Here is a 23,502-nt window from a genome sequence, read left to right on the forward strand (position 1 = left end):
AGTTCCAGATGAAAACTAAAAAAGTGGTGCCATTTCAAAGAGAAGAGGAAATGAGTATCTGTTTATATGGCAAGCAATAAAAAGAAGGAAATCCTCTTACGGGCATATCTGGGCTACATGCTAGTTTGCATGTTGGGATTCGCCATCTTGGGGCGTGCTTTCTACATTCAATCGGTAGAAGGCAGCTACTATATCAGCTTGGCAGATAGTCTAACCATCTTCCCAAAAAAGATTTCAGCCGAGCGAGGAAATATTTTTGCAGATGATGGTCGTTTGTTTGCCACTACGCTTCCCACCTTCAATATACATATAGACTTCAAAACTACTGCTAACCACTCCGAACTTTTCAATAAGAAAGTGGATTCAGTGGCCCTTTTGTTGGCAAAAATGTTTCCCGAAAAATCTAAAGAGGGTTACAAAAATGAATTGATATACAGTTATAAAATGAAGAAACGCTACTACCTATTGAAGCGTAATATTTCATTCTCACAATTAGCAGAGATGCGAACCTGGCCAATGTTTCGGGATGGGCGATATAAGAGTGGTATGTTATCTGTACAAAACGAAAGACGCTTTCTTCCCTTTGGACAGTTGGCGAAGCGCTCTATTGGATTCACCAATGTGAATCATGCCAAAGTAGGACTGGAAGGAAATTTCGATCAGTTGTTGCGGGGAACACAGGGACAAATGATGGTTCAGAAAATTTCAGGAAACATTACTGTCCCAATTGATTCACGCGAAAGCATTTCACCACAACCAGGTAAAGATATTTACTCCACTATCAATGTAGAATTGCAGGATGTAGCGGAAGACGCACTACAACGCACCCTAGAGCATCATCGGGCAGATCATGGTTGTGTAGTACTAATGGAAGTTAAAACCGGAAGAATAAAGGCCATTGCCAATCTTGGTTTAAATAAAGATTCCTTATATGAAGAGGTGGCAAATTATGCAGTCGGTGAAGCAACAGAACCAGGCTCAACCTTCAAGATTGCTACGATCGCGTCATTAATGGAAGATGGATTAATAACGAATAATACCAAAATAGATGTAGGAAATGGAACGGCAACTTTTTATAAGCTAACTGTAAAGGACCATGATATTCCCGAAACCCCGCAACTGACAGTCAAGAGAGCTATTGAAGTTTCATCGAATGTAGCGGTAGCAAAACTGGCCTATCAAAATTACGCTTCCAACACCCCGAAAGTTCTACGATCACTTGGTCAAGTTCGGCTTCACGCAACCGGTAAAAATAGAACTCCCCGGCGCGGTTCAACCGGTTCTAGCAGACCCGAAGAAATGGAGCGGCGTATCAACTCCTTTTATTGCTCACGGTTATGAAATGCAGATAACACCACTACACACGTTGATGTTTTATAATGCTATCGCTAACAACGGGATCATGGTCAAGCCTCAAATAGTTGAAAAAATAATGGAGTATGGTGAAACGATAGACTCTTTTGAGAGCGTAGTGATAAATAAGAACCTGCTGGGAAAAAGAACCATTCAGCAATTGCAGGAAATATTGAAAGGGGTAGTAGAGAACGGTACAGCTATAAACCTCAAAACAGATTACCTACATGTTGCAGGGAAAACCGGCACCGCAGTAATTGCTCAGGGGAGAAAAGGTTATAAAGGCGATGGGAACAAGGTGTATCAGGCTTCTTTCTGCGGTTATTTTCCTGCCGAGAATCCCGAGTATTCTATGATTGTTGTGATTAATTCACCCAGTACCAATGGTTATTACGGAAATGTGGTAGCCGGTGCAATTTTCAAAGAAGTCGCAGACAAAGTTTATTCATTGAATCTACACATGCATGAAGCAGTGAATAACAGATTGATATCTGAAAATAGAACTCCGGATTTTCAAAAAGCCCGAATGGATGATTTGAAAAATATCTATGGTTTTTTTGAAACAAAGCTAAACGACCTTAATAGCGAGTGGGCTTCGACCGTTTCAAACGATCAAAAAATTACTGCGAGTGAAAATGAATTTGAACCGGGTATAGTGCCTGATGTAAGAGGAATGAGCCCGAAGGATGCAATTTATATTCTAGAAACAATGGGAATGAAAGTAAGCGTCCTAGGAATTGGAAATGTAAAGGGACAGAATGTAGCACCGCACTCAAAACTTACAAAAGGGACTTCAATTACACTCACTCTGGGATAATGGCATTGCTGAAAGACATATTATATGGTGTATCGCTCCGGCAGGTGACAGGCTCGACCGATGTAGAAGTAAATCTACTGCACATGGATTCCAGAGAAGTGGGATCAGGAGATTGCTTTGTTGCAGTGAAGGGGGCTAGCATAGATGGGCATAAGTTTATTTCTGAGTGCATTGAAAAAGGCGCTCGTGTAATTATCTGTGAACAGATGCCCGAAAATCTGAACGAGAGAGTCACGTACATCCAAGTGCCGGACAGCAGTAGAGCTTTGGGGATCATGGCATCTAACTTCTATGGAACCCCTTCATCAAAAATGAAGGTTGTAGGCATTACAGGTACAAACGGAAAAACCTCCGTAGCAACTCTGCTATTTCGATTATTCAGGAATCTTAGAAGGAATGTAGGCTTAATTTCTACGGTACAAAATCAAATTAACGAGCGCATTCTTTCTTCCACATATACTACACCAGATGCTATTGGTTTAAATAATCTAATGAAGCAAATGGTAGAAGCCAATTGTGAATATTGCTTTATGGAGGTGAGCTCTCACGCCATTGATCAAAACAGAATTGAAGGGCTAAAGTTCACAGGAGCTGTTTTTACCAATATCACGCATGATCACTTAGACTATCACAAGACCTTCGAAAACTATCTGAGAACTAAAAAACGGTTCTTTGACGAATTGCCGGCAAGTGCCTTCGCATTGACCAACTTGGACGATAGAAATGGAATCGTTATGTTTCAGAATACCAAAGCATCGAAACATACCTATTCATTAAAAGCTCCGAGTGAATTTAAAGGAAAGGTAGTTGAAAATAGCGTGAGCGGTTTAATGTTGGAGGTAGATGGAATAGAATTTCACACCAGACTAATTGGAGAGTTTAATGCATACAACCTAACCGCCGTCTATGCCGTTTCCTGTTTATTAGGGCTAGAGAAAATGGAATGCCTAACAGTTCTATCCATGCTAAGCCCACCGGAAGGAAGATTTGATCAGGTAGTTTCATTAAATGAAAAAATAGTGGGGATTGTTGACTATGCACATACACCGGATGCGTTGAAAAATGTTTTGCAGACCATTCGAGCTGTACGCAATGGAAACGAAACGGTCATGACTGTGATTGGCTGTGGTGGCGATCGCGATGCGGCCAAGCGGCCAGTGATGGCCGAGATAGCCTGCAAGTTTTCGGACAAAGTGCTTTTGACATCCGACAATCCTAGAAGCGAAGATCCTTCAGACATTTTGAAACAGATGAATGCGGGAGTACCGGTTACAGATAAAAAAAAAGTATTGACCATCATGGATAGAAAAGAAGCGATTAAGACTGCTGTGATGATGGCTCAGAAGGGAGACATCATACTCCTTGCTGGAAAGGGGCATGAAAAATATCAAGAGATAAAAGGTGTGAAATCGCCTTTTGATGATAAGAAAGTATTGAACGAGACCTTTTTAGAATTGGGTAAATAGAAAATAGAAGTGCTATACCATCTTTTCAAATTTTTAAAAGAACAATATCACCTTCCGGGAGGAGGGTTGTTTCAGTATATATCTTTCCGTGCAGCGGGAGCTATTCTGCTTTCACTGACTATTTCTTTAGTTTATGGCAAAGACATTATTGCCTTTATACGGAAAAAGCAAATTGGCGAGAATATCCGCGAGCTAGGTTTAGAAGGTGAAAAGCAAAAAGAAGGCACTCCTACCATGGGCGGATTGATTATTCTCTCGTCTATCATTATTCCAACATTATTGTTTGCGCGTTTAGATAACATCTACATTATCCTGATGCTAATTACCACAGTTTGGCTGGGTTTGATTGGCTTTGCAGATGATTACATCAAGGTTTTTAAAAAAGATAAAAAAGGGCTTGCAGGTACTTTTAAAATAATCGGGCAGGTAGGTTTAGGTATCATAGTCGGTTCTACTTTATATTTTAACGAAGGTGTTATCACCAAGGAGGAGGTCCCTGCTGAAAAGGTGCATCAGTATAGTCCTGACAAAATCACTAAGGTAACAGATGACAACCTTAAAGAACACTACATGGTTAGCCGGAAAGCACCCATCACAACTATTCCTTTTGTAAAGAATCATGAAATTAACTACTCCACTATTCTTGGTTGGATTAATAAAGATTTGCGTCCGTACGCTTGGTTAATTTTTATTCCTATCGTTATTTTCATCATCACTGCTGTTTCCAATGGTGCTAATTTAACAGATGGCATTGATGGTTTGGCAACCGGCACCTCTGCCATTATTGCCGCCACACTTTTAGTATTTGCCTACGTATCCGGTAACATCATTTTTGCTGATTATCTCGACATAATGTACATACCTAATTCCGGAGAACTGGTAATATTCTGCGCTGCCATGGTGGGTGCCTGTGTTGGCTTTTTATAGTACAATGCTTATCCGGCTGAGGTCTTCATGGGAGATACCGGTTCTCTTGCCCTAGGAGGAATTATCGCCACACTGGCCATTGCTATCAGAAAGGAATTGTTGATACCAGTGATGTGTGGCATTTTCCTGGTTGAAAATTTGAGCGTAGTGATGCAAGTATCCTATTTCAAATACACCCGGAGAAAATTTGGTGTTGGAAAAAGAATATTTCTGATGTCGCCTTTGCATCATCATTTTCAGAAGATGGGAATGCATGAAAGCAAAATAGTCTCCCGCTTTTGGATTGTTGGAATTCTATTGGCTGTGTTAAGCATTGTAACCCTGAAAGTAAGATAGATGGGCAAGCGGCTAGTTATTCTTGGTGCGGGAGAAAGTGGTGTTGGTACAGCCGTATTAGGTACGAAACAGGGCTATGATGTTTTTGTGAGTGATGGAGGAAAAATTAAAGGCTTCTATAAAGAAGAGTTAAACAACCGGAAGATAAAATTTGAAGAAGGCGGGCATACCGATGAAAAGATATTGAATGCCGAGGTAGTTATGAAAAGTCCCGGAATACCGGACAAAGCTGAAATAGTAAAGAAAATACGCAATAGAGGAATCAAAGTAGTGAGTGAAATAGAGTTTGCGTCTTGGTTTACTAATGCGCAAATCGTTGGAATTACCGGTGCTAATGGCAAAACCACCACAACCGCACTGACCTATCATATCATGAAGAACGGAGGAATGAATGTTGGTTTGGGAGGTAACATTGGGAAGAGTTTCGCCATGCAGGTAGCCACTGAAAATTATGACTACTATGTTTTAGAGATTTCGAGCTTCCAACTAGATGACATAGAAACATTCAGACCAGACATTGCCGTACTGACCAATATCACTCCAGACCATCTTGACAGATATGATTACCAGTTGCAGAATTATGTAGCTTCTAAGTTCAACATCACTAAATATCAAAACGAGAACGATTACTTCATCTATTGCGCGGATGATGACTTGACGATTCAGAATCTCTCACAGTATTCTGGTAAGGCGCAGAAAATTCCCTTTGGCTACGATACAGAGTTTGCCGAAGGTGGATTTGTAAAAAACGAACAACTCCTTATTAACCATAAAAACCAACAATTTACCATGAGCATTCAAGAACTCGGACTTAGTGGACGTCATAACGTCTACAACTCATTAGCGGCCGGGATAGTCGCTAACATTTACGGACTTCGCAAAGACCAGATCAAAGAAAGTCTTGCGGATTTCAAATCCCTCGCCCACCGAATGGAATCTGTAGCGAAGGTCAAAGGCATTGAATTTGTCAATGACTCTAAAGCTACCAATGTCAATAGTACGTGGTACGCATTGGAATCCATGAGCAAGCCAATTATTTGGATTGCCGGGGGGATAGACAAAGGAAATGACTATTCCATTTTGTCGCCTATTGTCAAAAGCAAAGTGAAGGGAATGATTTGTCTGGGAGAAGACAACACCAAACTTCACAGTGCTTTTGGAAAGCTGGTGGACATTCTGGTCAACGTTACAAACATGAATGATGCCGTAAGAATGGCTTACCATCTTGGCAACGCTGGTGATGTAGTTTTGCTTTCACCGGCATGTGCGTCGTTCGACTTGTTTGAAAATTACGAAGACCGGGGAAATAAATTCAAAGAGGCGGTGATTCAACTCTAAACAAGTACACCGTATAGCGTATTAAGTATATAGCCAGAATTGTGTTGAACCATTTTGTTATGATACCAAGTACTTGCTACCAAATACTATCCAATGAATAAGGCAATACATAATTTTTTTACTTACCTACAGGGAGATAAAATGATTTGGCTGGTGGTGATGCTATTGTTCATCATTTCCATGCTGGCCGTCTATAGCAGTACCGGAACACTTGCATACAAAATGCAAGTAGGAAGTGAGAAATACCTGTGGAAACAAATCGCCATGACTTTATCCGGATTGATGTTGATGTTCGTCACTCATTTGGTTGATTATAAATATTATTCGCGCATTGCCCAGTTGTTATGGTTATGGAGCATCCCGCTCCTGATATTTACAATGTTCTTCGGTACCGAACTAAACGATGCCAACAGATGGATCACCCTGCCGGTCGTAGGGCTGACTTTTCAAACTTCCGATCTGGCCAAGCTGGCACTTATTATGTTTCTTGCTAGGCAATTATCATTAAAGCAAGATCAGATTACTGATTTCAAAGAAGCCTTTTTACCCATACTGCTACCGATTATACTCACGGCAGTTCTGATAGCCCCAGAGAACCTCTCTACCGCAGTTATTCTCTTCTTGACTTCTTTGTTCGTTATGTTTATTGGCCGCATTGCGTTGAAGCATATTTTTATGCTGATAGGTGTCAGTGCCGTCGCGGCTGCAATCTTTATTGCTCTATTATTTGTTCTTCCAGATAAAACATTGAATCATCTTGGAAGAGCAGGCACATGGAAACACCGATTAGAAAATTTTGAAAAAGGCAAAACAGAAGGAGAAGAAACTTATCAGGTACTCCAAGCAAAAATCGCCATTGCCAAAGGCGGAATTCTTAAAATTAATCCCGGTGGTAGCGACCAGAAGAATTTTCTTCCACATCCCTATTCTGACTTTATCTATGCCATTATTATCGAAGAATATGGACTGTTCGGTGGGGCCATTCTTCTAGGTCTATATCTTTTCTTTCTCTACCGATGTATTCGCATCGTCATAAAAGCGCCCAAAGCATTTGGTGCTTTACTTGCTGTGGGTCTTGGCATTGCCCTAGTGATACAGGCCATGATTAATATGGCGGTAGCGGTCAACTTAGTACCGGTTACCGGCGTAACCCTTCCACTCGTCAGCATGGGGGGGAGTTCTATTATCTTTACTTCTATTGCTTTTGGAATCATCCTGAGTGTCAGTCGCAATATTGAGCAGGAAGAAAAACAAGAACAAGAAGCGGTAGCTGCTGAATAATCTCGCGATTTCTTTATTCGACCAAATACAGATATTTGACTTATGGCTGGGCTTAGAGTAATTATCAGTGGCGGAGGAACCGGAGGACATATTTTCCCGGCTATTGCTATCGCCAATGCTATTAAAAAAAGAAAACCGGATACCCAGATTCTCTTCGTGGGGGCAAAGGGTAGGATGGAAATGGAAAAAATCCCACAGGCCGGTTATGAGATTAAAGGTTTGGATATTGCCGGATTTCAAAGAGGATCCATCGTCAAAAACCTACTGCTTCCATTTAAAGTTTTCCAGAGTTTACTATCAGCCTATTCCATTATAAATAAATTCAAACCCGATGTAGCCATTGGTGTAGGCGGCTACGCCAGCGGTCCCCTATTACGCGCTGCGAGCTTTGTGGGAGTACCTACTGTGATTCAAGAACAAAATTCATTTGCGGGAATCACCAACAAACTATTAGCAAAGGGTGCCAAAGCAATCTGCGTGGCCTATGCAGGAATGGAAAATGTTTTTCCTAAAAACAAGATTATCCTCACCGGAAACCCTGTTCGCGCAGAGATTGTAAATGCAGGAACCAACCGGAATGAAGCCTTACAATATTTCAATCTGAAGGAAGGAAAGAAGACCATTCTCATAATTGGTGGAAGTTTAGGAGCCAAAACCTTGAATCAGAGTGTTGAAAAATCCTTGGAAAGAATCAAAGCATCTGATGTGCAGATTCTCTGGCAAACCGGTAAGGTTTATTTCGAAGATTGCAAGAAATTCGCAACCGGTATTCCTAATCTAAAGGCCATGCAGTTTATTGACCGAATGGATTATGCCTACGCCTGCGCCGATGTAATTATTTCACGTGCCGGGGCTTTGTCTATTTCCGAATTGCAACTGGTGGGCAAACCGGTCATTCTCGTTCCATCTCCCAATGTGACCGAAGACCATCAGACTCATAACGCTATGGCCTTAGTGAAAAGAGATGCTGCCATCATGATCAAAGATGATGAGGTTCGCGTCAATCTGATTGGTGCCGCTATTGATTTATTAAATAATGAAGCAGAGCGGAATATACTATCGCAAAACATTCTGAAGATGGCTATCCCCGATGCGGCAGAACGAATTGTAGAAGAGATTCTGAAAGTGATAAAGAAACAATGAAGCCATTAAAAGAAATAAAGAAGATTTACTTTTTAGGTATCGGTGGCATCGGCATGAGTGCGCTCGCTCGTTACTTCAAAACGATGGGTGCCGAAGTCAGCGGGTATGACAAAACGCAAACCGCCCTGACCGATGAATTGGTGAAAGAAGGCATAGCAATTATTTTTCACGATGAAGTAGCGCAGATGCCCAAGGATGTTGATCTGGTGGTTTACACGCCTGCGATTCCCAAAGACCATAAAGGATTTAATTTTTATAAAGACAACCACTACGAAATACTGAAGCGAAGCGAAGTGCTGGGTATCATTTCTGCCGACCGGTTCACCATTGCCGTCGCTGGTTCGCATGGAAAGACTACCGTCAGCTCCATGATTGCTCACATCCTCAAAGAATCGGGTTTTGATTGCTCTGCCTTTTTGGGTGGCATCGCGGTGAACTATAACACCAACTTCCTTCAGGGAATTAATGATGTAGTGGTGATTGAAGCCGACGAGTTCGACCGGTCCTTTCATCGCCTATGTCCCGACATGGCGGTGGTCACAGCGGTAGATACCGACCATCTAGATATTTATGGTAGCAAAGAAGCCATTGATGAAGCCTTCATAGAATTCACCAACAAGATTACCGAAGAAGGATTTCTGGTGATCCGAAACGGCGAGAGCATTAATGATCGTCTGCCGATTTTGGATAAAGCCTTCTACTCACTGCATGACCGCGAAGCTGATGTGTATTGCACTGACTACCAGATTGCCGACGGTGGCTATCTATTCAACATCAACTACTACGGTTTGATGCTCGAAGGTTTTCGATTGAACATCGGCGGCTTCCACAACATCGAAAACGCCATCGCAGCCATCACCGTCGCCAAAGAGCTCAAGATAACCGATGAACTAATCAAGAAGTCGCTCGCCTCTTTCAAAGGCATCCGGCGGCGGTTCGAGAAAGTATATGAAGATGAGCGGATTACTTTTATTGACGACTACGCGCACCATCCAGAAGAGATTCGCGTATTCCTCCAATCCATCAAAGAACTTTATCCCGGTCGCAAGTTGACCGCCGTTTTTCAACCGCATCTCTTTTCGCGCACCAAAGACCTCGCCACTGATTTTGCCAAACAACTCAGCATCGCCGACGAAGTCATTCTGCTCGACATCTATCCCGCCCGCGAACAACCGATGGAAGGGGTCACCTCCGAACTAATCTTCAAGCAACTTAACTGCGCGCAAAAGCAAATGATTCGTAAAGAGGAATTGGTAGAAACCATTCGCCACAAAAAAGATTTAGAAATCTTGGTGACCATCGGCGCGGGAGATATTGACAAATATCTTCTGGGAATCAAAGCCGCTATCAGCCGATAGAAGCCTAATATTAATAAGGGCGGCGCCCCGGCCTTACTCTGTTTAATTTTTTTGGAAGGCCGGTGCCGGGCTTTCGCCTATATCTTTTTCTTAACTCTAAAATTATTTTGGAAAGAAAAAGGATGCCGGCTCTATCCCTGCCGCAATGCAGCGCTCTTCATCAAAAATAGACTTCTTCGGAAAATCGTCCATTTGTCTCCCTCTGGAGGGAGCGTAGATGGAGGAAATTAATCAACCCTGATTTTCCGAAGAAGTCTAATGTCTTTGATAGGCTTTCTCATTCAAATAATAAACAGATGATGATTTCAAACTACAAAAGTCTCAGAGGCTGTTTGGATTTCTGTATAAAAAAAGTGTATCGCACGGAGTCACGGAGCATCACGGAGAAAATACCTCTGTGTTCTCCGTGCCTCCGTGCGACATATCAGATTCATAACAAATTCGGTTGTTCAAATCCAAACAGCCTCTGAGACTTTTGTAGTTTATAAACTCAACGAGGCCTTCGCTTTGCTTGCTGGTGGCGTTTAATCTGCTATAAATTGAGAAACTAAACGGAGGGGGGATATTTTTGGAAACTTCGCCTCCTTTTAATGATTTGAAACTCTTTAAAACAAGATATAGTACATTTTCGGAGAAGGTACGCCGTTTTGCAAAAAAGGCGTACCTTTTAGCCTGTTTGGCGTACCTTTTTCAGAAAAGGCGTACCTTTCAACCTATTTGGCGTACCTTTTTCAGAAAAGGGCGCACCTTTCAACCTATTTGGCGTACCTTTTTTTAAAAGGGCGTACCTTTCACCCTATTTGGCGTACGTTTTCCGAAAAGGTACGCCTTTTCTGAAAAAGGTACGCCTTTAGCTAAAAATGGCCGAAGACTACAAAAGTCTTAGAGACTTTTGTTTTTGACTTTATTTCACGCAGAGGGCGCAGCGTAGCGGGGAACACAGAGAAAATACAGTAAAAAAGACTCCATACTCTGCATCTCTGCGCTCTCTGCGTGAAATGTATTCATTCGGTCGCTCCGATGGAGCTTGCACAGTGGAGACTATTTATTTCTACCAAAAGATAGTTCCTACGGAAATGATGGATGTTATTCGCGAATGTTTGCCTACGGTGGTTTTCAATCCGTAGGATTGATGCCTTTGGTAGAAAAGCGAATATCTATCTAATCCTGTAGGGATGACCGTTATTGAAACTACAAAAGTCTTAAAGACTTTTGTTTTTGATTTTATTCCACGCAGAGGGCGCAGCGTAGCTGGGAACACAGGGGAAATACAGTAAAAAGATAAGGAGGGCTGAACCCGCGGCAGGGAAGCCTTAACCGGCCCGCCGGATTGTTAGAAAAAGGACAAAAAGTGTAGAGGATAGTATCCATTTTATGCTATCCTTTACATGTTGTCCTCAGGATAGAGGCGGCATCCTTTTTCATCCAATAAAAAATAGAAGAGTCGAAAAAGATATAGCCGAAAGCCCGGCTGCCGCCCAAAAAATTAATTAAGTCGCGTCCTTTCTTCGTCCACGCGCTTTTGAATGTCGCCCAGTTCGCCTTTGGGAATGGCGGAGATAAGTCCCTGGGTGTAGGCGTGTTGCGGGTGGTTGTAGATATCGTCGCTGAAGCCCATCTCTTCAATCTTTCCTTTGTTCATCACGACCATTCGGTCGCTCATGAATTTGACTACGGAAAGGTCGTGGGAGATGAAGATGTAGGTGAATTTGAATTCTTCGCGCAGGCTGATGAGGAGGTTGAGCACCTGCGCCTGTACGGAAACGTCGAGCGCGGAAACGGATTCGTCGCAGATGATGAATTTGGGATTGAGGGCCAGGGCGCGGGCGATGCAGATGCGTTGGCGCTGGCCGCCGGAAAATTCGTGAGGATAGCGGTTGAAGAAGTCGGGGCGCATGTTGACTTTGGCAAGCAGGTCGAGTACTTTTTCTTTTCGTTCTTTTTCGTTGGCATAAATTCCATGAACGGTCATGGGTTCCATGATGGCGCTGCCGATGGTGATGCGGGGGTTGAGGGAGGAGTAGGGGTCTTGGAAAATGATTTGCATGTTTTGGCGCATGTGGGTCATGTCGTTGTGGTTCATGCTGAGTAAATCTTTGCCATCGAAAATCACTTGGCCTCCATGCGCAGGCACCAAACGAAGGATGGTTCTGCCCAAGGTAGTTTTGCCGCAACCGGATTCGCCGACGAGGCCGAGTGTTTCGCCTTCATACACATCGAAGGACACGTCGTCCACGGCTTTGACATAGTCGGTGGTGTTTCCAAAAAAGCTTTTGCCGGTTCCAAACCAGGTTTGTAGGTTTTTTAGTTGAAGAAGGGGTTTGCCTTTCAATACATTATCGCGGCGTTCCATCATTTCTTTTTCAGAAATTACAACGGCATCAATGGCTTGTTGTACAGAAGTTTGTTTTTCGATAATGGTTCCGTCTGCCGCTTCTTCCATGAAGTCAACGACGGTAGGCAGTTTTCTCAACCGTTTGCCTAAAGGCGGACGGCAGGCCAAAAGACTTCGGGTGTAGGGATGTTTGGGATTGCCGAAGATGTCGAGCACTTTTCCTTGTTCTACAATTTTTCCTTTATACATCACCAAAACCCGGTCGGCGATTTCGGCAATCACACCGAGGTCGTGGGTGATGAAAATTACGGAGCTGTCAATTTCGCCTTTTAGCTTTCCCATCAGGTCGAGGATGGTGGCTTGTACGGTTACGTCGAGGGCGGTGGTCGGTTCGTCGGCAATGAGGATGGATGGATTGCAACTCATGGCCATAGCAATCATCACTCTTTGCTTTTGCCCACCAGAAAGTTGGTGTGGATAGGCATTGTAAATACGCAGTGGATTGGGTAGTCTTACTCTTTCAAACATGGCGAGGGTGATGTCCATCGCTTTTTGTTTGCTGACTTTTTGGTGAAGCATGATGGCTTCGATGACTTGAAAGCCGCAGGTGAAGACCGGATTGAGCGAGGTCATAGGCTCTTGAAAAATCATGGAGATTTCGTTGCCTCGGAATTTGCGCATTTCGCTTTCGGAGATTTTGGTCAGGTCCACCACCGTTCCATCGTTTTGATGAAAGAGTATTTCGCCCGAAGCAATTCTTCCCGGCGGGTCGGGAATCAACCGCATGATGGAAAGCGAGGTGACGGATTTGCCCGAGCCGGATTCTCCCACAATACCAATGGTTTCTCCACGGTTTAGCGTGAAGCTGACATCGTTGACAGCTTTGGTAATTCCATCGTCGGTTTTGAATTCGGTGACGAGGTTTTTAACCTCTAGTAGTATCTTTGGTTCAGACATGTTGCTTTTGATTCTGTTTGAAAGGCGGCTAAAAGTATCCTTAAATAGGAATTTTGCAAAGGTGGAATGTTATGGATGCCGCTCGGTATAGTCAAAAACATACATAAGATACCCGATGCTCGTTAATATGTATAAATCATTATTGCTGAAAAGCACTTTAGAAATATAACTTTGCGCACAAATCATTTAACCTAAATTATACATCAATGGAAAACGAAACAAAAAGCGGCAATAAAAAGATACTACCCATTATCATAGGTCTTTTGCTGCTCATCAACGGAGGAGCCATTTATCTTTTGGTAAAAGAAAATAGCAAGAACAAAGATTTAACAGAACAAAAGCAGGATCTGCAAATTGACTTCAAAGCTCTTTCGGATACGCTGGATTCAAAGAAAATGGAGTTGGAGCAGTTCAAGGGAAAGAACGCAGAACTGGATAGCATCATTACGGCGAACCAAGCGGAAATAGATAACCAGAAGAAACAAATTACTTCACTGTTTGCCAAGGGAAAAATGAGCAGCAAAGAGTTGGCAACAGCTAAGGAGATGATTAAGCAATATGAAGTAGCCATAGCTGATATGCAAAAGAAAGTGGAAGAGCTGACCCAGCAAAATCAAGAACTGACCACAGCGAATCAACAGCTCAGTACAGACCTCCACAGCGAAAAGCAAGCCACCGCGCAATTGAACGAACAGAATCAAGGCTTGAGCAAAAAGGTAACCTTAGGTTCTCTTCTTCAACTGCACAATATGGAAGTGGTAGGTATTTCTAAAAAGAAAAGTGGAAAAGAGGTAACCGAAAAGAAAGTGAAGAATGTAGAAAGTCTTCGCATCAGTTTTGAAACCGGCGATAATAAATTGTTGGATCCGGGAAATGTCAGTTTGTATCTCCGTATCATTAATCCAAGAGGAGAAACCATCTCAATTGCTGACCAAGGTTCGGGAACTGTTCAATCTACTGATGGCGGATTGATACAGTACACCAAAAAGGCTGATATTGACTGGAATCAATCCAACAAGAAGATTATCGTGACTTGGAGCCAGAATATTACGGATGCAGGTACCTATAAAGTACAAGTCTATCAAAGCGGATATAAGGTAGGCGATGGGGAGGTGACCTTGAAATAAATTTTAAGTTCTTTTTAAAAAGCTCCGACGATTGTCTTCGTTCGGAGCTTTTTTTATTGTTGCAACCATTCTCCACGTTTGCTAATTTCCTATTTTCATACTCAATGAGGCTAATTGTTTTTCTTTTCTCTTCTCTCCTTTTCTCTTCTTCTTCTTATGCTTTTATCCTCAAAGGAACAGTATATGGTGAAAACAATAAAGGGCTGGCTTATACGAACATTTATGTCAAAGGAACCTCCAACGGCACTTCGGCCAATTCGCAAGGTAGGTATCAACTTGATTTGCCAGCAGGAGATTACGAGATAGTCTTCCAGCATCTGGGCTATAAGCAACAGATTGAAAACGTGTCAGTTTCGGCCAATGTAGAATTGAATGTAGTGCTGACCTTGCTGGAGTTTCAAATCCGTGATGTAGTAATCAATGCCAGTGAGGATCAGGCAATTGCTGTCATCCAAAAGGCGATTGAAAAAAGAAAATATTTTCTAAGCGTGGTGGAGAGTTATTCCTGCGATGCTTATGTAAAAGGATTGCAGCGAATCACCGAAGCGCCAGACAGAATTCTTGGAAGAAGAATCAACCGAAGTGGAACGCTGACCGGGCCGAATAATTCGGGAGTACTTTATCTCAGTGAATCACAGTCGAGGCTTTATTACATGAAACCGAATAAGTTTCGTGAGGTTGTTTATTCCTCCAAGGTAAGCGGTGCCGCCAGCGGGTTTACATTTAATTCTGCTCAAAATTTTTATTTCAATTTTTATGAACGCAGTATTTCCATTCCGTTTATCGCTCAGCGTCCGTTTATTTCTCCCTTATCCGAAACCGCTTTCTTCTATTATAACTACCGGATGTTGGGTGCTTATCAGGAAGGAGACCGGCTCATCAATAAAATCCTAGTAACCCCTAAACGGAAAAATGACCCCTGCTTTAATGGTGTTCTAAGTATTGTGGAGGATAACTGGAACATTCATTCGCTTGAACTTTATCTTACTAAACGCAACGGTATTCAGTACATTGATACCCTCAAAGTGACTCAATACTTTATTCCCATAAAGAATGATATCTGGCTCCCCTCGCAACAACGGTATGATGCCAATGGAGGTATTCTGGGTGTGAAAGGAGATGGTTATTATCTCGGTATTTTCAAAAATTATATCGTTAATGACATAATAGCAATGGAACCCACGGTGGCGAAGAAGGATACTTTATCTCCTGTCAAAAAATCAAAGAAGACCTTGGCCAAGCGAGAAAAGAAGGTGGAGAAAGAAATTTTCTCTGCCGAAGTTCTTAAAGTGGAGCAAGGAGCCAACAAACGTACAGAACAATATTGGGATAGCATCCGACCCGTGCCTTTGACTGAATTAGAAGTGGGTGACTATAAACTTAAAGACAGTATTCAAGTCATCCGGGATTCTAAAGAGTTCAAAGATTCATCCGATCGGCGGGCAAATGTTCCAGGCGTACTTTCCATACTGACCGGATATACTTTTCGACGGCAGAACCAAAAGATTTCCATCACCGTTCCTTCACCGCTTACTTGGAACAACTATAACACGGTGGAAGGTTACAACCTACATATCAACCTGACCATTCGGAAAGAATTTAATAGTCAACGTTCTCTTTCCTTTGAACCTTTCTTTCGATACGGCTTTGCTAATAGGCAGTTTAATTCCAAGTTGGCTATCGTTTATAAGAATAGTCAAAAGAACTCGGAATACTTTACGCTGAGTGGTGGTCGCTATATCAGTCAGTTTAACGATTTGCAGCCCCAACAAGAGTTAGACAATACAGAACAATCGCTTTTGCTTGGCTTTAACTTCATGAAGATTTACCAGCAATACTTTCTCAAGTTTGACTATACCCGTGAACTCTTTAATGGCTTAGATGGAAATTTTTCTTTGCTGTATGCACGACGTCAGCCGCTTGAAAATATGAGTCATTATACCTTTTTTTCAAAAAACAAATTGAAATACAGCGCAAACGGTGTTGACCTTCCCGATCTTATCGGCCAGGAAGGAAATATCCCGCCCAACAATATTTTCCGTCTGGATATTCAACTTCATCTGACTTTTGGCCGAAAGTATATTACTCGTCCCGACTCCAGATTCAGAATTGATAATTCCAAATATCCCGAACTATATCTCACATGGCGAAAGGCGATCCCCATCAAAGGATTTAGTGATCAAAACTTCGACATGCTTGAGATTCAGATGCGTGGTGAAATTCCGATGAAACTTCTTGGCACCACACATTATCAGCTTGGAGGTGGCGGATTTCCCAATACCAGGTCCATTACTTATGCTGACTACCATCATTTTTATGGGAACTTCATTACCTATGGAAAAACAGACCTCCTTGGCTTTTACCTTATCCGTTATTATCGGCATAGCACCTCGAAATACTTTACAGAGGCGCATATTGAACATCATTTTGGCGGATTCTTCTTCAACAAAATTCCTGGCATTCGCACGTTGAAGTTAGGCGAAGTAGTAGGGTTTCATTTTCTCTACAGTCCCACCCGAGGCGCTTACTATCAATTAGATGCCGGGATTGACAATATCTTTAAAATCATGCGCGTAGATTTTGTGGCGGGGTGGGGGCAAACTGTACACAACATTGGAGGACGAGTCGCTTTTTTATTAAATGTCTTGAACTAAAAAGCTATAAGCCGCCAATAGTTTATCCTTCTACTATTGCTTATCAGTTGTATAAAAGCCCCCATCACGTAGGGTATCCAAAATGCCATAATAAATATATCTTTGCCTGCAATAAAAATCATCAATATGCAAAAAGGTAAGGTAAAATTCTACAATCGGGTAAAACGTTTCGGCTTTATCGTTGACAACGAAACCCTAAAGGAGTACTTCGTTCACTCATCCGGTCTGATAGATGAAATCAAAGAGGGTGATGAAGTTGAATTTGAAATCGAGGAAGGTAAAAAGGGATTAAATGCGGTCAATGTAAAGACTGCCTGATTAGTCATATTTCCATACCATCATCAAACAAAAAGGCTTCGAAAATATTTTCGAAGCCTTTTTGTTTGCAGTGAAGTCCCACCAACGGAACTTCGATCACTATCTAAATACTTTTCTATCGCATCTGTACCAACTGGCGACTGAATACTTCCCCATTCACCGTCATCTTGACAATGAAAATGCCACTAAGAAATCCATAGTTCTTTGCAGTAAATACCGAAGAGTGAACACCTGTTTTTTGATTTTCATCTAGTATCCGACTAACCAGTTTTCCACTGATGTCAAACACCTCTAACTTTACCTGAGAATCTTCTATAAGATTATAGCGAATGTTCGCTTGTTCTACAAAAGGATTTGGGAATGTAGTGATGTCAATTTTAGCAGATGTCCCAACACTTCCAGTAGTGGTATTAGCAAGTTTAGATAGGTCAATATTACTATTGTCCGATTTGGTCAACTCTGTGATGCCACCGGAACATGGGAAGTTGGAATTCTCCATAAAACTTGGAGTGGCGCCAACCAGTTTAATTTGGCTTCCTACCTTTGCAAAGTTCAACTCGCCACTTTTAAAGCACCATACCATACCATTCGGACGAATAGCGCTTTTTACTTCCTTTTCTGCAAAGTGAAATTTGTTGCCCACTATCATGCCTTCAATTTTCATGTCGGCATAATCACCGGCAGTATTGATAATGGTAGTAGTTCCAGTCACCCGATCACCTTCTTGTTTCAAATCAAATTCATACACAAATTCTTCGATGATACTTTTTCGATCCCAAGAAAGTTGACTGCGCTTACCCACCCATTTTCCTGATACATCAATTTGTGAAACCTGAGCAGTGTTCAACACCTCCGGTTTGGAATCCTGTGCGGTAATCAGTTGGCTGGAGAAAAGAAAAATAGAGAAAAATAAAATGGCTGCTGTTTTCATAAGACTGCTGTTTTAGTTTTAAAAAGTAATTCTTGAATGTTTAATACAAACTTACAGCCGAAAGGTAAGAAGAAATTGGGCAAAACAAGAGTTGTCCTGTTAAAAACTTTTAACGTCAAAATTTCTATAGACACCCTCAATTGGAAATAGGGTCGCAGTAAATGAATTCAACAAATCAATTAGAACCAGCACGATATTTCAAATCATCCATGAATGACTGCTCCAGCCCCAAAGCGCGCGGTAGCAATATTCGGTCTTCGACCATAGAATGTACAGCCAAATCCTTTTCAAAAGTTTCCAACTGGCTCAGCAAAATACGATATGGAGTTTGATTCGTTACCGGAGGACGACACTTTAACATGGTTCCTCTAACCTGAGTCAAGTCTTGTTCCATATCGTGATGGCTTTCAAGGAAGTGCTGGAGCGAATAGCTTTGTGTCTTTTTATAGAAAGTATAAATATCCGAAACGGGTTTATCCGTTTGGCAGAGATATTGAATATAGGGAATCAATTGTTTTTCTTCCAGTGCTATATGCTCCACTAAATCGTGTTTATAGCTTTGATAAAATTGGGTGAGGACGGTTAAAAGCGGATGTCCCCCAGAATAATTTTCAAGTAATAGGTGAATGCTTTGTTCTATCTCCGGCAATTTCTTTGACAGATAAAACTGATGGGTGCGCTGGATATAGTCCATGATGACCGGAATAGGGAAGTCTTGAAACTTATCTTCCGAAAAACTGCTTGGGTCTTCAAACAAATCAAGAAGTGCCAGCACTAAATCTCCCTGAATACCTGCACGTTGCAAATCTTCATAACCGTTTATTGCGTGAAACGCTCCTTTGTCGGCGTAACGCTGTAATATTTGCTGAATGTGGTCCGTTATATCCATAATCTTCCTTTTTTGCTGATTAACTACTTTGCAAAAGTGCCAAATACCAGAAATATTTTTGAATGATTTTCAACAGGTTCACATGAATCCCAAAATCAGAGGGTGGTAATGTGCGCGGTAGAGGGCTCGAACCTCTGACCCTCTCCACGTCAAGGAGATACTCTACCAACTGAGCTAACCGCGCCGAAGGTTGCAAATATAACAGACCGAAGGAAATAGCCTTTACCATTCTTTTCCATAGCTTTATATTTTCGTCGCTATGTGGAAGTTCCTCTTCGGTATTTTATTCGTCCTTGGTTTATTCTGTCTAGCCGGTGCTTACAAAATATTCTATGCACCCAACATAAACGCCGAACGACGGATTGCCATAAAAATTCCTACCGGTTCTACCTATCAGGAGGTGATGAACATTCTACACAAACACAGCGTCTTAAAAAACGAATGGACTTTTGAAATAGTCAGCAGATGGAAGTATCTGGATCAAAACATAAAACCCGGTTACTATGTACTGACGCGCGGCATGGATAATCGCCTAATTGTAAACACCCTCCGCATGGGATGGCAAACACCCGTCACGCTCGTGATTTATAACGTCCGCACTAAAGAAGAATTTTCCGGTCTGGTCGGGCACACCCTCGAAATAGATTCTAACAAGCTGCTTGCTAAATTGAACGATGAAACCTTCTGCAAAACTTACGAACGAGACACCAACAACATCCTTTCGCGATTCATCTTGGACAACTACGAATTCTACTGGAATACTTCACTTGAAAAATTCATGCAAAAGACCGAGACTGCCTATCACCGGTTCTGGGATGAAGAACGCATGAGCCAGGCAAATGCTCTTCATCTGTCTCCTACCCAAATAGTTATTCTGGCTTCTATCGTAGAGAAGGAAGTCATCTTTGATAAAGAACTCTCCATCGTTGCGGGGGTTTACCTGAACCGTCTGCGCATCGGTATGCCTCTGCAGGCCGACCCTACTTTAGTCTTTGCCCGTCGAGACTTCAAAGCCCAAAGAGTGAACGCTACGCACCGCGCGGTTGATTCCCCCTATAACACTTATAAAAACCGTGGACTGCCACCCGGACCTATCTGCCTTCCTCGGAAAAAATCTATTGATGCCGTATTGAATGCTGAAAAACATCCCTACCTCTATTTCTGTGCCAACCCCGACATGAGCGGTAATTCTATCTTCTCTAAAACCCTAACAGAGCAAAATAAGATTGCTCGTCAATACCGCAAGACTTTAGACAAGATGAATATTCATTAGTGCGTCAAACTTTCCAATCTTTAAAAGGCCCCGAAAGACTATCCTTCACTTCTTGATATAATAACCCTTCAACGTCATTCCCTTATTGGTCAAGGTCAGTAGGCCGTTGACTATATCTTTGGCAATTTGCAGATACCATTTGCCATCAATATTTTTCCTCAGCCTTTCATCCGAAGATGTTTCTGTGTGCATTTTTTCCTCCGTACTACCGGTAGAAACTTTCATCCGCGAAATACTGATACCGGTGCTCTTGAAATCGTGCAGCCTAAATCCTCTTTCAGTCACTACTCTGCTTAAAGTTTTGCGTGTGTAATAGGACAGATGTTCCGGATAGCCGATAATGTTGTATTGCTCCCCGGTCTGATAACGGAGCATCGAATCAAAGTTCGGCGTGGTGCAATAAAACAATCCCCCCGGTCGAAGCAATTGATGGATATTCGTCAGTTCCGGTACCGGATTATTAATATGCTCCATCACCTCGAAGGAGGTCACAATATCAAAATCATGTTCCGCAAAATCCGTAGGATTCAGCACTCCTTCTTTCATATCAATTCCTTTGGCACGACACCGTTCAATAGCCTTGGCTGAATACTCCGTTCCATAAACTTTCCATCCTCTTTCTTTCGCCGCATCGAGAAAGAAACCCATGCCACAACCTACATCCAGAATTTTATTGCTTTTCCGAAATGGTTCCAACTCATCCAACAAAGCATGATAACTTTTCACCGTGATAGGCGACAAATAATAATCACCCCCATAAGAATAAGTACTGTAATGCGCCCCCAGCTCATCCAACGTCGGAATGCGACGCATAAAAACAAAACCACAGTCGCCACACTTCACCATATCGTGGCGCTCATAACCCACCAAGGGCTTCAACTTGGAACTATTACATAGATAACATTGCTCGTGATACTGCTGCATGGAACAAATATAGAACTAGTTCACAGTTGACGGTTGCCAGTTAGCGGCGAACTACCAGCCGTCAATTGTTTCATAGCCTCCCAAACCACCACACCCACACTCACCGCCACATTCAAAGAATGCTTTGTGCCCCATTGCGGAATCTCCAACACCATATCCGAACTACTGACCAGCTCCTGCCCTACTCCATCCACTTCATTGCCAAAAACAAAAACATATTTTCTATCGCCCTGCGCAACAAACTCATGCAACATCACCGCCCTTTCCGCCTGCTCCACCGCCACGATTGTATAGCCTTCTTCCCGCAACAAAACCAGCGCCTCCATCGCCGAAACAAAATGTTTCCATACCACCGTTTCCGTTGCCCCCAGCGCTGTTTTATGAATATCACGGTGAGGCGGACAACCGGTAATGCCGCACAGATAAATGGCCTCGAGCCTAAACGCATCCGCCGTGCGAAAAATAGAACCCACGTTCAAATGACTCCGAACATTATCCAGCAACAACACCACCGGCGCCTTGTCGCTGGTCTTAAACTCATCGGCATTCAATCTCGCCAATTCTTCATTCAACAGTTTTCGCATGGCGCAAGATTAAAGAAGAAAAACAATCAGCCCCCTCTTATCCCTGCCGCAGTGTAGAGACGCAATATTTTGCGTCTATTGTTCGGATGGAATACAGACGCAAAATTTTGCGTCTCTACGTATTATCCGGTTCTATGTCTATGTTGGTCACCAATTTCTTGTGTGCCTCGATGACAATATTTTTCGTAGCAGTTTTATGATGTTCCTTCGTGGCAATCAGCGAATCGTTACCGGTAGGCACCCCGTCAACGAAGACGAAGGTACCGGTGCTGTCGGTCACGCTCACCAAATCTACATTGGCCAGTTTCACCTCTACACCTTCTTCCGGTACACCGGTTACTAAATTCTTCACCACACCGGTTATCTTAAATTCATCGCCCTCTTGAATATTGTTGTACGGACCGGGCAATAAATATTCGTGTCGCTTGGCATAGTCGTCTTTATAAAGCGTTTTGCTGGCGCGACTGATGACCTGCAACACCATCCATAAATCATTGTAAACACCAATGCGCGCCTGTGTTTTTGTAGGCCGCTCTCTGATGGCTTTGTTCTGCGCCGTGTTGGCCAGATTAAAAGCGGTGAGCGCCAAAGTCGAATCGGACACGACACCAGCCGGAATATTGACCGCCGCCAGTTCCACACTGTATTTTCCGAGCGCGGCGATGAAGGCAGTCATAAACTCATTGACCTTGCTCTGCTGCGTATCCATGATTTTATAATCATCGTTTCCGAACTCGTTCCACACCGATTTTTTATTCGGGAAAGCCTTTTCGATAAAATATTTTACGTTTTGATATTGCGCCTTGCATTCATCCCAGCGGGTTTGCATTTCTTCGGTCAACTGTTGAATCTGGTCTTGCACCGTTTCGTCGGTTTCGATGTTCATGGCCGCCGTAAGTTTGGTCTGAAAATCTGTTTCAAAACTGCCGCCAAAATCAGCGTCGAAGCTGATAAAATCTGCCGTGTCGTCAACAAATAATTCGTGCATCACTTGCGCATCTTCCACCATTCGCGAGTCTTTGATGCCGCCATAAAGTCTATTTACCTGTGTCGTTCCCATGTTTTGTTCGTTTATCTCTATTAATACGAAGCAAATATAAGGAAGGTTTCTTTGATTATCTAGATTATTATCAAATTTTATTGACAATTTAATAAATCAGATAGGCAATATGCAAAACTATGGTCTATATATAGTATAGTATGATGGCAATATGCTACACTATATACTATATATAAGTAAATAGGAAGGCAATTTATGTAAATGTGTACACAATTTGTCAGACTGTCTTAATCAATTCAGACAAAGGGTGTAGATTGTCCATTAAATTGAGTGGTCATTTTGTCAAATTGGTAGTATTTTTCTAAAATAAGCATATTGAAACTACAAAAATCTTTGAGACTTTTGTTTTTGACTTTATTTCGCGCAGAGGGCGCAGAGGAGCTGGGAACACAGAGAAAAATGCAGTTAAAAGATTCGAGGCTCTGCATCTC

General features: G+C 42.4%; 16 protein-coding genes, 1 tRNA gene and 2 pseudogenes. 12 read left to right on the top strand and 7 right to left on the bottom strand.

Going from position 1 to position 23,502, the window contains the following annotated elements:
• The first annotated feature begins 66 nt into the window (after window positions 1–66).
• From IPP77_14425 to IPP77_14460, 8 genes and pseudogenes are all read left to right on the top strand, one after another.
• The gene (locus IPP77_14425) at window positions 67–1,341 is read left to right on the top strand and encodes a hypothetical protein (protein MBL0310815.1); all 1,275 of its coding nucleotides are present in this window, start codon (window positions 67–69) and stop codon (window positions 1,339–1,341) included.
• Window positions 1,253–1,786: pseudogene (locus IPP77_14430) on the top strand (peptidoglycan glycosyltransferase). The gene IPP77_14425 and the pseudogene IPP77_14430 overlap by 89 nt, the downstream one beginning before the upstream one ends.
• 383 nt (window positions 1,787–2,169) lie before the next feature.
• The gene (locus IPP77_14435) at window positions 2,170–3,636 is read left to right on the top strand and encodes a UDP-N-acetylmuramoyl-L-alanyl-D-glutamate--2,6-diaminopimelate ligase (protein MBL0310816.1); all 1,467 of its coding nucleotides are present in this window, start codon (window positions 2,170–2,172) and stop codon (window positions 3,634–3,636) included.
• 9 nt (window positions 3,637–3,645) lie between these two features.
• Window positions 3,646–4,899: pseudogene (locus IPP77_14440) on the top strand (phospho-N-acetylmuramoyl-pentapeptide-transferase).
• Complete coding sequence (murD, locus tag IPP77_14445) at window positions 4,900–6,237, top strand: UDP-N-acetylmuramoyl-L-alanine--D-glutamate ligase (GenBank protein ID MBL0310817.1); 1,338 nt, start codon at window positions 4,900–4,902, stop codon at window positions 6,235–6,237. It begins immediately after the preceding pseudogene.
• A 93-nt stretch (window positions 6,238–6,330) separates the two neighbouring features.
• Window positions 6,331–7,518, top strand: a complete 1,188-nt coding sequence (locus tag IPP77_14450; protein ID MBL0310818.1) for an FtsW/RodA/SpoVE family cell cycle protein — start codon at window positions 6,331–6,333, stop codon at window positions 7,516–7,518.
• Between the two features lie 42 nt (window positions 7,519–7,560).
• Window positions 7,561–8,661, top strand: coding sequence for an undecaprenyldiphospho-muramoylpentapeptide beta-N-acetylglucosaminyltransferase (gene murG, locus IPP77_14455; GenBank protein ID MBL0310819.1), 1,101 nt, complete (start codon window positions 7,561–7,563; stop codon window positions 8,659–8,661).
• Window positions 8,658–10,019, top strand: coding sequence for a UDP-N-acetylmuramate--L-alanine ligase (locus IPP77_14460; protein ID MBL0310820.1), 1,362 nt, complete (start codon window positions 8,658–8,660; stop codon window positions 10,017–10,019). Before murG ends, IPP77_14460 begins: the two co-directional genes overlap by 4 nt.
• Before the next feature lie 1,486 nt (window positions 10,020–11,505).
• Here IPP77_14460 and IPP77_14465 read toward each other — a convergent pair.
• On the bottom strand, window positions 11,506–13,311 hold the full coding sequence (locus IPP77_14465; GenBank protein MBL0310821.1) for an ABC transporter ATP-binding protein: 1,806 nt from the start codon (window positions 13,309–13,311) through the stop codon (window positions 11,506–11,508).
• Between the two features lie 206 nt (window positions 13,312–13,517).
• On the opposite strand from IPP77_14465, the gene IPP77_14470 reads away from it, so the two are divergent.
• The 3 genes from IPP77_14470 (at window position 13,518) to IPP77_14480 (ending at window position 17,410) form a co-directional block, all read left to right on the top strand.
• On the top strand, window positions 13,518–14,438 hold the full coding sequence (locus tag IPP77_14470) for a hypothetical protein (GenBank protein ID MBL0310822.1): 921 nt from the start codon (window positions 13,518–13,520) through the stop codon (window positions 14,436–14,438).
• Between the two features lie 104 nt (window positions 14,439–14,542).
• On the top strand, window positions 14,543–17,092 hold the full coding sequence (locus tag IPP77_14475; protein ID MBL0310823.1) for a carboxypeptidase-like regulatory domain-containing protein: 2,550 nt from the start codon (window positions 14,543–14,545) through the stop codon (window positions 17,090–17,092).
• Between the two features lie 126 nt (window positions 17,093–17,218).
• A complete protein-coding gene (locus IPP77_14480; protein ID MBL0310824.1) occupies window positions 17,219–17,410 on the top strand; it encodes a cold shock domain-containing protein in 192 nt (63 codons plus the stop codon).
• Window positions 17,411–17,525: 115 nt separating this feature from the next.
• Here IPP77_14480 and IPP77_14485 read toward each other — a convergent pair whose 3' ends face one another.
• From IPP77_14485 to IPP77_14495, 3 genes are all read right to left on the bottom strand, one after another.
• On the bottom strand, window positions 17,526–18,341 hold the full coding sequence (locus IPP77_14485; protein ID MBL0310825.1) for a T9SS type A sorting domain-containing protein: 816 nt from the start codon (window positions 18,339–18,341) through the stop codon (window positions 17,526–17,528).
• 175 nt (window positions 18,342–18,516) lie between these two features.
• The gene (locus tag IPP77_14490) at window positions 18,517–19,230 is read right to left on the bottom strand and encodes a hemerythrin domain-containing protein (GenBank protein MBL0310826.1); all 714 of its coding nucleotides are present in this window, start codon (window positions 19,228–19,230) and stop codon (window positions 18,517–18,519) included.
• A gap of 111 nt (window positions 19,231–19,341) precedes the next feature.
• Window positions 19,342–19,414: transfer RNA gene (locus IPP77_14495), tRNA-Val, on the bottom strand.
• Window positions 19,415–19,489: 75 nt separating this feature from the next.
• Here IPP77_14495 and mltG point away from each other — a divergent pair.
• Window positions 19,490–20,503: an endolytic transglycosylase MltG gene (gene mltG, locus IPP77_14500; protein MBL0310827.1), complete on the top strand. Its 1,014-nt coding sequence runs from the start codon at window positions 19,490–19,492 to the stop codon at window positions 20,501–20,503.
• 45 nt (window positions 20,504–20,548) lie between these two features.
• Here the strand turns inward: mltG and IPP77_14505 are convergent, their stop codons facing one another.
• The 3 genes from IPP77_14505 to IPP77_14515 form a co-directional block, all read right to left on the bottom strand.
• On the bottom strand, window positions 20,549–21,427 hold the full coding sequence (locus IPP77_14505) for a class I SAM-dependent methyltransferase (protein MBL0310828.1): 879 nt from the start codon (window positions 21,425–21,427) through the stop codon (window positions 20,549–20,551).
• A gap of 20 nt (window positions 21,428–21,447) precedes the next feature.
• Entirely contained in the window at window positions 21,448–22,011 is a 564-nt protein-coding gene (locus IPP77_14510) for a TrmH family RNA methyltransferase (GenBank protein ID MBL0310829.1), read from the bottom strand.
• A 115-nt stretch (window positions 22,012–22,126) separates the two neighbouring features.
• Entirely contained in the window at window positions 22,127–23,071 is a 945-nt protein-coding gene (locus IPP77_14515; GenBank protein MBL0310830.1) for a carboxypeptidase regulatory-like domain-containing protein, read from the bottom strand.
• Between the last annotated feature and the right edge of the window lie 431 nt (window positions 23,072–23,502).

It is taken from the genome of Bacteroidota bacterium, assembly GCA_016722375.1.
Lineage (GTDB): Bacteria > Bacteroidota > Bacteroidia > Chitinophagales > LD1 > Bog-950.

Coding starts and splice junctions, on each gene's coding strand:
- IPP77_14425 (MBL0310815.1), top strand. CDS start 67: ATGGCAAGCAATAAAAAGAAGGAAATCCTCTTACGGGCATATCTGGGC.
- IPP77_14435 (MBL0310816.1), top strand. CDS start 2,170: ATGGCATTGCTGAAAGACATATTATATGGTGTATCGCTCCGGCAGGTG.
- murD (MBL0310817.1), top strand. CDS start 4,900: ATGGGCAAGCGGCTAGTTATTCTTGGTGCGGGAGAAAGTGGTGTTGGT.
- IPP77_14450 (MBL0310818.1), top strand. CDS start 6,331: ATGAATAAGGCAATACATAATTTTTTTACTTACCTACAGGGAGATAAA.
- murG (MBL0310819.1), top strand. CDS start 7,561: ATGGCTGGGCTTAGAGTAATTATCAGTGGCGGAGGAACCGGAGGACAT.
- IPP77_14460 (MBL0310820.1), top strand. CDS start 8,658: ATGAAGCCATTAAAAGAAATAAAGAAGATTTACTTTTTAGGTATCGGT.
- IPP77_14465 (MBL0310821.1), bottom strand. CDS start 13,311: ATGTCTGAACCAAAGATACTACTAGAGGTTAAAAACCTCGTCACCGAA.
- IPP77_14470 (MBL0310822.1), top strand. CDS start 13,518: ATGGAAAACGAAACAAAAAGCGGCAATAAAAAGATACTACCCATTATC.
- IPP77_14475 (MBL0310823.1), top strand. CDS start 14,543: ATGAGGCTAATTGTTTTTCTTTTCTCTTCTCTCCTTTTCTCTTCTTCT.
- IPP77_14480 (MBL0310824.1), top strand. CDS start 17,219: ATGCAAAAAGGTAAGGTAAAATTCTACAATCGGGTAAAACGTTTCGGC.
- IPP77_14485 (MBL0310825.1), bottom strand. CDS start 18,341: ATGAAAACAGCAGCCATTTTATTTTTCTCTATTTTTCTTTTCTCCAGC.
- IPP77_14490 (MBL0310826.1), bottom strand. CDS start 19,230: ATGGATATAACGGACCACATTCAGCAAATATTACAGCGTTACGCCGAC.
- mltG (MBL0310827.1), top strand. CDS start 19,490: ATGTGGAAGTTCCTCTTCGGTATTTTATTCGTCCTTGGTTTATTCTGT.
- IPP77_14505 (MBL0310828.1), bottom strand. CDS start 21,427: ATGCAGCAGTATCACGAGCAATGTTATCTATGTAATAGTTCCAAGTTG.
- IPP77_14510 (MBL0310829.1), bottom strand. CDS start 22,011: ATGCGAAAACTGTTGAATGAAGAATTGGCGAGATTGAATGCCGATGAG.
- IPP77_14515 (MBL0310830.1), bottom strand. CDS start 23,071: ATGGGAACGACACAGGTAAATAGACTTTATGGCGGCATCAAAGACTCG.